General features: G+C 67.7%; 11 protein-coding genes. 6 read left to right on the forward strand and 5 right to left on the reverse strand.

Annotated features, from left to right (window positions below):
• The coding region (locus Q0A34_RS05740; protein WP_291479060.1) for a Fe-Mn family superoxide dismutase at positions 1-150 on the forward strand (150 nt) is incomplete at its 5' end.
• Positions 151-258: 108 nt separating this feature from the next.
• Positions 259-777, forward strand: a complete 519-nt coding sequence (gene ybaK, locus Q0A34_RS05745) for a Cys-tRNA(Pro) deacylase (RefSeq protein WP_363316431.1) — start codon at positions 259-261, stop codon at positions 775-777.
• On the opposite strand, the gene msrA is transcribed toward ybaK, so the two are convergent.
• Positions 774-1436 carry a peptide-methionine (S)-S-oxide reductase MsrA gene (gene msrA, locus Q0A34_RS05750; protein WP_291479051.1) on the reverse strand — a complete coding sequence of 221 codons (663 nt, stop codon included), beginning with the start codon at positions 1434-1436 and terminating at the stop codon, positions 774-776. The two genes, ybaK and msrA, sit on opposite strands and share 4 nt — an antisense overlap.
• 23 nt (positions 1437-1459) lie before the next feature.
• Positions 1460-3082 (reverse strand): ribonuclease H-like domain-containing protein, encoded by a 1623-nt coding sequence (locus Q0A34_RS05755; protein ID WP_363316432.1) that lies wholly within the window; start codon positions 3080-3082, stop codon positions 1460-1462.
• A gap of 131 nt (positions 3083-3213) precedes the next feature.
• On the opposite strand from Q0A34_RS05755, the gene Q0A34_RS05760 reads away from it, so the two are divergent.
• The 3 genes from Q0A34_RS05760 to yidC all read left to right on the forward strand — a co-directional run bounded on the left by Q0A34_RS05760 (position 3214) and on the right by yidC (position 5993).
• Positions 3214-3870 carry a DUF6474 family protein gene (locus tag Q0A34_RS05760; RefSeq protein WP_291479053.1) on the forward strand — a complete coding sequence of 219 codons (657 nt, stop codon included), beginning with the start codon at positions 3214-3216 and terminating at the stop codon, positions 3868-3870.
• Positions 3871-3996: 126 nt separating this feature from the next.
• Positions 3997-4353, forward strand: coding sequence for an Lsr2 family protein (locus Q0A34_RS05765; protein ID WP_291479054.1), 357 nt, complete (start codon positions 3997-3999; stop codon positions 4351-4353).
• Positions 4354-4610: 257 nt separating this feature from the next.
• A complete protein-coding gene (yidC, locus tag Q0A34_RS05770) occupies positions 4611-5993 on the forward strand; it encodes a membrane protein insertase YidC (RefSeq protein WP_291479055.1) in 1383 nt (460 codons plus the stop codon).
• Between the two features lie 29 nt (positions 5994-6022).
• Here the strand turns inward: yidC and Q0A34_RS05775 are convergent, their stop codons facing one another.
• The 3 genes from Q0A34_RS05775 to Q0A34_RS05785 form a co-directional block, all read right to left on the reverse strand.
• Positions 6023-6703, reverse strand: a complete 681-nt coding sequence (locus Q0A34_RS05775; protein WP_291479056.1) for a TetR/AcrR family transcriptional regulator — start codon at positions 6701-6703, stop codon at positions 6023-6025.
• A 131-nt stretch (positions 6704-6834) separates the two neighbouring features.
• Complete coding sequence (locus Q0A34_RS05780) at positions 6835-7740, reverse strand: universal stress protein (protein ID WP_291479057.1); 906 nt, start codon at positions 7738-7740, stop codon at positions 6835-6837.
• 156 nt (positions 7741-7896) lie between these two features.
• Positions 7897-8019 (reverse strand): hypothetical protein, encoded by a 123-nt coding sequence (locus Q0A34_RS05785; protein WP_291479058.1) that lies wholly within the window; start codon positions 8017-8019, stop codon positions 7897-7899.
• A gap of 90 nt (positions 8020-8109) precedes the next feature.
• On the opposite strand from Q0A34_RS05785, the gene Q0A34_RS05790 reads away from it, so the two are divergent.
• Entirely contained in the window at positions 8110-9117 is a 1008-nt protein-coding gene (locus Q0A34_RS05790) for a pseudouridine synthase (RefSeq protein WP_291479059.1), read from the forward strand.
• Positions 9118-9175 lie beyond the last annotated feature (58 nt).

A 9175-nucleotide genomic window follows, 5' to 3' on the forward strand; every position in this document is an offset into this window, starting at 1 on the left:
GCCAACCTCACCCCGCTGCTGATGCTCGACATGTGGGAGCACGCCTTCTACCTGCAGTACAAGAACGTCAAGGCCGACTACGTCAAGGCCGTGTGGAACGTGTTCAACTGGGACGACGTCGCCGAGCGCTACGCCGCAGCCAAGGCCTAGTCCCCCAGCCCACGGCCCAGTCCACGGCCCGGTTCCCCGCAGTACACGGACAACCCCGTCACCGGCACACCCGGGGCGGGGTTGTCCTGCGCGGGTAGACTGACCCGGGTGAGCAGGAAGAAGAACAGCAGGAACCGTACCGGCGGCACCCCGGCCACTCTGGCCCTGGAGGCCGCCGGCACCCCGTTCACCGTCCACACCTTCGAGCACACCCCCGGGGTCACGGACTTCGGTGCGGAGGCCGCCGCGGCACTGGGCGACGTGGAGACCGGACGCATCTGCAAGACACTGCTGGTCACCCTCGACGGCGGCCGCCACGGCGGGAGCATGGCCGTCGCCGTCGTCCCGGTGACGCAGTCCCTCGACCTGAAGGCCGTCGCCGCCGCCTTCGGGGCGAAGAAGGCGGCGATGGCGGCCCCCGCCGACGCGGAACGCTCCACAGGCTACGTCGTGGGCGGCATCAGCCCCCTCGGGCAGAAGAAACCCCTGCCCACCGTCATCGACGCCGGGGTGCGTGACCACCCCACCGTCTTCGTCTCCGGCGGGCGCCGGGGCCTCGACATCGAGATCGCCCCCGGGGACCTCGTCGACGTGCTCGGGGCGCACGTCGCCCCGGTCGGACGCTAGCCGCAGGTCACCCCGGTGGCGTGGACCGGGCAGTAGCCGTCGGGGTTCTTGTCGAGGTACTGCTGGTGCTCGTCCTCCGCGAGGTAGTACTCCCCCGCCGGGGTCTCCGACAGCAGGGCCACCTCCGTGGTGATCTCCCCGTACCCCGCCTCCGCGAGCCGCCGGCCGTAGGCCTCCACCTCCGCCAGGGCGATGTCGCGCTGCTCCGGAGAGGTCGCGTAGATCACCGAACGGTACTGCGACCCAAGGTCGTTGCCCTGCCGGTCCCCCTGGGTGGGGTCGTGGTTCTCCAGCCCGGTACGGATCACGGTGCGCACGTCTACACGCTCCGGGTCGAAGACCACGTCCACCACCTCGGAGTGCCCCGTCCGGCCGGTGCAGACCTCACGGTAGGTCGGGTTCTGGGTGAAGCCGCCGGCGTAGCCCACCGAGGTCGACTCCACACCCTCCAACTGCCAGAAGAGCTTCTCCGCACCCCAGAAACACCCCAGGCCGATGACCAGGTGCTCCTGTCCCTCCTTCCACGGCCCGGTGACCGGTGTCCCGAGGACCGTGTGGGGGCGGGGGTTCTCCAGCACGGGGTGCCGCCCCCCGGAGAGGGCGGTGTCGGCGGTCGGCCGCTCCGCGCGGAACGGTCCGTCCGACTGTGCTGCGTTCATGGCGAGAATACGGTCGAGGAAGTTCATACACTGTCCAACGGTTGAGAGAGCGCAGGGATTCCCGGCGCGCCCCGCCGCAGCCAGTTCCGGACGGCGGCGGTGGCGAAGCAGTCGTCGGCGTTGTAGCGCTCCAGTGTGCGTTGCGCCGCACCGTCCCCGCCGACGGCGACCTCGAACAGGTCCACTGCGACGCGGCCATCGACGTCCTCCTGGCTGAAGGTGAAACCGGCGAGGGGGGCGACGGACTTCAGCCCCAGCGAGGAGTTCGCTGCGACGGCGGCGCGCACCAGGTCGAAGACGTCCACCCACTCCTCGGAGGCGAGGAAGTCGTTGACCTCGTCCAGGGTGGGCATCACCGCCTCCCTGCCGTCGGGCAACGGGTACCGCGCCCCGCCGAAGCGTCCGGCGTAGTGGCGCAGCCAGTGGTTCTCCCCCTGCCGGGAGTAGCAGTACACCCGGCACACCCGGCCCTCGTCGGCCGCCGCGGCGCGCCGTGCCGACAGCCACGTCCAGAAGGACGCTACATGGCGTCCCTCGTCACCGGACCGTCCGAAGTCGGCGAAGGAGCGGTAGACCGACCCGTCGAACGTGCCCCACAGGAACGTCCCCCGGTCAGGGTGCGCCTCCATGTCCACGTCGATCTCCACGGCGTCCGCGAGCTCGTCGGCCATCGGCTCCTCGCCGTCCAGCAGGCGCCCGGGCATCCGGAAGGTGTGGCCGCACCACAGGTCGGTCCGCACGATCCACCGTCGCAACGGCCGCCGCAGGTAGCCCACCCCGGCCAGCCACGCGGTCGCCAACGCCGAGGTCTCCCCCCTCCCCGCCGAGGCGAGCTCGGCGAGGGTCCCGATGCCCTCGTCCCGCCACCGGGCGGCCCGGTCACCGGGCAGCATCAGGCTGAGGTCGCCGTTGCGCAGCAGCCGGGCGCGGCAGTGGTTGTGGAACTCGCAGGTACCGCACTCCCGCACCCGCGTGGGCTCGGCCGGGACCGGCGCCTCCAGGGCCCGGACGAGCCCAGGCACCACACGCTCGGCGGGGATGACGAGACACTGCGAGAGGTCTGCGCCGATGAAACCGACGTCGCCTGAACCCAACCCCATTACCTCCAGCAGGACATGGGCGACGGCGACCTTCTGGGAGTCCACCGGGGTACTGCGGTGCTTGAGCCCCACCGGCAGGGGCCGGGCCAGACCCAACGCCGCGACATCGACCACCCGGACCCCGGTGTTCCGGGGCCTCCCCGCCGTCCCCGCTGTGCCCGCCGTACTCGCTGTCCTCGCGGCGACCGTGTGGGAGGTCACCGTGACGGGCATGTAGGTCATGCCCGTGGTGGGGCCGGCGCCGTCGTCCGTGCGGACGAGCAGGTCGACGTCACAGGCCAGGGCCCCGTCCGCCAGACGGCCGCCGACGATGAGCCGGGTGCCGGCGGCGAGCGCCTCCAACGTCTGTTCCTCGGCGGTGCCGTCGTCCTCCACGTCGACACGGGTGGGGACGAGGCGCTCACCGAACCGGGACGTCCGGGGCAGCGCCGCAGCCACCGCCTGACGCCGCAACCGGGCGCGGCACCTGCCCGTGGCCCTGTCCACCACGGCCTCCGGCGTGACCTCCGCCGAGACCCGGCCGGAAGACAGTGCGCGTGTGAGCACCCGACGGTACCGGCAACCGGTCAGGTCCGCCGGGGTGACCGGGACCGGAGCCCCCGTCGCATCAGTGCCCTCATACTCCCACATACGCCCACATACTATTGAGTAGACTGGCACGGAGAAAACGGCCGGCGATGACCGGCATTGAGTGGCACGACGACAGGTACGGGAGAACACAGGTCATGGGAATCCTCAGTTCGGCACGACGGCGGCGGCACGAGAAAAGGGCGAGCTACAAGGCCGCGAAGGTCCAGGCCCGGACCGAAGCACGCGAGACCGCCAAACTGGACCGGAGGAAGGAGGAGTACCTGCAGAAGATGGCCCGCAAGGTCCGCAAGCAGGAGGCCCGTGACCTGAAGGAACAGCGTAAGCACGACGCGAAACTCGCTGAGGCGACCGTCCAGCAGCTCAAGGCCGGACGCTTCAACTCCAGGAATGTACTGCGCTACACCGGTGCCCTCCGGGTCCTGCTACCGGTCGCGATTCCGCTGGCCTACCGGGTACTCACCCAGCTGTCCCAGCGGGGTACCGGACGCGGCACCACCGCCGAATTCTCCAATTTCGTCGGCGTCGGGGCACCGCAGCGTGCACGGATCGCCGACATGCGCACCCGTCTCGAGCGCGGCAACGTCCCCGCCGGATTCGCGAAGGACGCGAATGCCCGCCTCGACGAGCTGGAGAATTCTCTCGACAATGCCTCAGGAATGTCGGACTCACAGACCAGTAACCTCACGTCCAGCGTTTCCACAGAACTCGACCTGCTCGACCGACAGTTCAACGAAAAGGTCTGAGCATTTCCCTAATCAGGAGATGACAATAGGCGATCGCCTCCGCTACACTTCCGGATAACGGCATGTACCGATGCCATAATTTCACTATCGAAAAGTGTAATCGCCCGGAAGGAAGCATCCGACACCATGGCACGCAAAGAAGTCACCCAGTTCTTCGACGATCTCGACAACACACCTCTCACCGCAGATGAGGTGAACGTGGTCGAATTCAGCTACAAGGGTTCCACCTACGTCCTGGACCTGTCCGAGGAGAACGCCCAGAAGTTCGCGGACACCATCGAGCCGTATATCGCCGCCGGCACGAAGGTGACACGCACCCGTGGCCGGGGCCGCCCCGCCGGCAACTCCGGAAAGTCCGATTCCGGCCGTAACCGCCGAATCCGCCAGTGGGCACGCGACAACGACCTCCCGGTCTCCAGCCGTGGCCAGATCGCCCGAGAGGTGATCGAGGCCTACGAGGCCGCCAACCCGGCCGACCGCTGAATCACCCTCTGACCCCCGCCCCTCCCCGTCGACGGTGCTCACCGCCGGGGGACGCGGTCACCACGACCGGACGGGCGGAATACGGGGAGTGACAACGGGGAGGACGAGAAACCACCTGCGACGGCTCTGCCGTCGCAGGTTCTTTTGTCCGCCCTACCTGCACATGGCCTGCACCTGACCTGCAGCTGACACAAACACGCCCCCTGAATCACCCCTCCGCCACGTGCTTACCCCGGGAAACACAGTATCCTCGACACGTGGAGTTCATCGAGTACCCGGTATCCGCAGTGATGAAGCTGTGGCACATGGCGTTGACCGCCGTGGGTGTCTCCGACACCACCGCATGGACCGCGTCGATCGCACTGCTGGTGCTGACGGTCCGTCTTTTTCTCGTGCCTTTCGCCTACCGCGCCTACCGTTCCACCCGCATTCTCGTGAACTTGCGTCCGGCACTAGCCGCACTGGACGAGGAATACCGGGACCGTCTCAGCCAGCCGGAGCGAAAAGAACTGCTGAAGAAACGACGCGAGCTCCAACTCTCCAACGGCTACCGTATGCGGGACGGCTGTGTCCCCGCGCTGATTCAGATCCCCTTCTTCATCGGCCTGTACCGTATTCTCCTCCAGGTTGCGCGCCCGTCCGACCTCGAGGCGACGTCCCACGCCGGTATCGGGGCACTCAGTGGCGAGGACGTCTCCCATTTCCTCGGTGCGGACATCCTCGGCGTCCCCCTCGCCGCATACTCCACGATGTCCGATGAACAGTTCAGTTTCCTGGGCACCACCGACAGCGAGGTCTTCACTTTCGCACTGCCGCTGTGCATCACCGCCGCCGTATTCACCACACTGAACATGGCGTACTCCATCTACCGCAACTGGATGACGCTCGACGAGAACAACGGCACCGCCCGTGCCACGTTCAAGATGCTGTTCTTCCTAGCGCCGGTGGCGATTCTCGTTCCGATCGTCTTCGGGCTGGCGGGGCCGGCTCCGGCCGCCATCATGTGCTACTGGGTGATGAACAACCTGTGGACGATGACGCAGAACATCGGACTGCACCTCGTCCTCGACCGACAGGTCCCCTATTCCGAGGAGTTCCGTCGGCACCGCGCAGAGGTCGGCGCCGCACGCAGGCAACGGCGCCGGGAGGTCAAACAGGCGGAGAAGGACTTCCAGGAGCGCTCGCGGGCACGCACCGCCCGTATCAGGGAACTGGAGGCCACGCTGCGCCAGTCGTCACTGGAGACAGTGCGCACGGAGGCCGCCGTGGAACGCGACAGGCTGACGGCGGAGGAGGCCTCGGACCGGGAGGCCACCGACCGTGTCGTCAAGCGCGAGAAACTCGAGCGGGCGGAACGTCGCGCCCGCCAGCGCGCACTGCAACGTCAGGCGATGGAGGAGAAGAGGACGGCGAAGAGGAAGGCGAAGAACCGCGAGGATGCGGACACCGGGGCGCCGGGACAGGCGGAGGTCCCGGCGGCGCCCTCCACAGCGGATGAAGCGCCTCGCCCGTCCGCGGCTGCTGAGCCTTCCGAGGCACCTGCGCCGTCGCGGACGGGAGGTGGCAGGCACCGAATGCCAGACGCCGACGACGAGACGTCCCGCCGCCCCTACCGGGGACGCCACCGGCTCGAGAACTGACACCCGAGCGGACGCCGGTGCCCCTCGACTCAGATGGAGTACATCATCGGGGCCGTGTAGAGCAGCTGCTTGGCGAGCTCCCGCGCCGTCTCGAGAGGAGTGACCGTACGGTTCATCTTCGCACCGGCGATACCACCGTCGAGGAAGACCATCAGCTGGTCGGCGAGGGTGCGTGAGGCGTACCCGAACTTCTCGGTGAGCAGGTCAGCCATGGTGTCACGACACCAGCGGCGGTGCTCGAGAGCGGCGGCACGGATGCGGTGCTCGCTGTCGGTGTCCGGGCGGGGGTACTCACTCGCCGCATTCTGGAAGTGCGACCCCCGGTAGTTCTCCCCCGGTTGTTCGGCGATGCACATGTCGAAGAACGCGAGGATGCGGTCCTCCGGCTTCGGCCGGTCCTCGCACATCTTCTCCCAGCGGTCACGCCAGTCCTTGTCCAGCTCCTCGAGGTAGGACACCACGAGGTTGTCCTTCGAACCGAACAGGGAGTAGAGACTGGCCTTGGCCACGTCGGCGTCCCTGAGGATGCGGTCGATCCCGATGACCCGGATGCCTTCGGTGGTGAAGAGGTGCGTCGCGCTGCCCAGGAGCCGCTGCCGCGGTCCCGGACGGTTGCGCCGGCGTGACGTGGACGGGCCCTTCGTCGTCTTCTTCGCCTTGGACGGGGACACACCACTGCCGTCGGTCGTCGTGGAACCGGTGCCGGCCATGTCGTCCCTCCATATGTGCGGGGTAGTTCTGTCGGCGGGCCGTACCCGCCGTTCCTGCCGTATTTTACACAAGCCGGTGCCACCCCCGACAGACTGTGCCGGGGGTGGCACCGGCGGTGCCGGACGTGCGACTACTCCGCCGTCGGACGCACGACCATCATCGGGCACGGCGCGTACTGCAGCAGCGCCCGGGAGGTGGACCCGAGCAGCATCCCGCGGAATCCGCCACGACCGTGGGAGCCGAGGACGAGCAGCTGGGCGTCGTCGGCGTTGTCCTTCAGGACCTGGATGGGGCGGTCGCGGTCGACGACCTCCTCCACCTGGACGTCCGGGTACTTCTCCCGCATCGGGGCGAGCTCGTCCTGGAGGATCTTGCGCTCCTGTGCGGACATCGCGTCCAGTTGGCTCTGCACGGCCGCGAGGCCGACGAGACTGGTCTGGACCTGCGCGTCCGCCCAGCTGTGGACTGCGCGCAGCGTCGCGCCGCGGGAGTCCGCCTCGCGGAAGGCGTACTCCAGGGCCTTTCGGGAAACGTCCGAACCGTCCACACCGACGACCACCGGACCGTACTTGTTCACCGGGGTGACGTCATTGTCCTTCCGGACGACGACCACCGGGCAGGACGCGTGGGAGACGACCGCGGAGGACACGGAGCCGAGCACCAGCCCGGAAAGACCGCCGAGCCCGCGGGAGCCCATGACGACGATGTCGGCCTCCTCCGACAGCTGCAGGAGCAGGTCGATGGGGGTGGACTCGGCGATGTAGTAGCTGACCTCGATGTTCTCGTCAAAATCGCGGACAGCTTCCCGGGCCTCGTTGATCTTGGCCATCGCCTCCTCTTCGAGCTGGTCGTAGAGCTCCTGAGGGGGAACCATGCCGTCGGCGTACATGAACTGGGGCATGGTGTAGGCCGTGACGAGCTTCAGCGGGGCATTCCGCTTGGATGCCGCATTCGCTGCCCAGGCGACGGCGGCGGCGCCTGCGTCTGAGCCGTCGACTGCGACGACGATTTCATTGGTGGCCTTGGCGTCCGACATCTCGGAACCCCTTTCAGGTAGGTGGCTTCCCTCTGCACCTCCATTATCCCCCGGACGGAGGTTCACTGCAGAAAACCTCCCATTCAGGGGTAGCCCCGCCGTTCCGGGTGGTCCCACCGGGGGTGGGTATACTCAACCGACGACGAGAGAAGCCGATCAGGGCTTCGGCGCCCCCGGGGCGTTGCTCGGGAAGAGGAACTCGTAGACGGACTCCACCGCCCGGAGAACAACCTGGCCGAGGGATGTCTGAAGGAAGTCGATGATCTGTGAGATATCCATGGACAGGAGCATAGCCTGCGAAATCCACCCCTCCCAATAGTCGACGGGCTCAACCCGTCGCGTGTCCGGGTCGACGCCCGGGCCACCGCGATGGAGGTCGTGCAGCGTCTCATCGCCACACAACAACACCATGACCCGGCGGACGACCTGGCGGCGGTCCTGCAGCGTTTCTCCGACGGTGCCGTACGTCTGGACGACGGTCATGTCCTCACTCCCGGGGAACCGGTCGACGCGGGTGAGTTCATCTGGTTCTACAGACGGCCCGCACCGGAGCGCCCGGTTCCCGGGGAGCTCCGGGAACTGTACCGGGACGACCGCCTGTTGGTCGTCGACAAGCCGTCGTTCATGTCGACGCTGCCCCGGGGGCAGCACATCACGGAGACGGCGGTGGTCCGCGCACGTCGCCAGTTCGGGATCAGTTCGCTGTCTCCGGCTCACCGGCTGGACCGACTGACCCGCGGTGTGCTCCTCTTCACCACGCGACAGGATGTCCGTGGGGCGTACCAGCGACTCTTCGAGAGCCGGAGCGTTCGCAAGACCTACGAGGCCGTCACGCCGCTTCCGGAGGGCTGGGCGGACAGGCTGGACCCGGAGCGGTCGTCACCGGAGGGCACAACGCTGCTTCCGGTACCGGAAGGTGCGTTGTCGGCGGGTAGTTCCTCAGTTGACCTGCCCATTCCGACGGCGGATGAGCCGTGGGTGCTGCGGCACCACATGGTGAAGTTGCGCGGTCGCATGGCGACGTATCTGACGGGTGGGGAGCCGAACGCGGAGACGCGGGTGACCGGTGTGCGGATGGCGGGCACCGGGGACCGGCGTCGTGTGGTGTGGACCCTGGAGCCGCACAGTGGTCGCACTCATCAGCTCCGGGTGAACATGAGGTTGTTCGGCACCCCCATCACCGCAGATCCGCTCTACGGCCGGCTCTCAGATGCTGCGCTGTGGGACGTCGATGCTGAGCTTCCCTTCGTCCCCGCGGTCGCCGACGAAGACTTCACGCGGCCGATGGGGCTCACGGCGGTGGCCATGTCTTTTATTGACCCGATCAGCGCAGAGCCCAGGACGTTCCGCAGTACGTATACCGCACACGACCTCTGACGGCCGGTCACGAACCGTGACCGGCCGTGGGGGCGGGGTGGGCCACGGTGGTAGTGAC

The organism is Corynebacterium sp., assembly GCF_022712195.1.
GTDB lineage: Bacteria > Actinomycetota > Actinomycetes > Mycobacteriales > Mycobacteriaceae > Corynebacterium.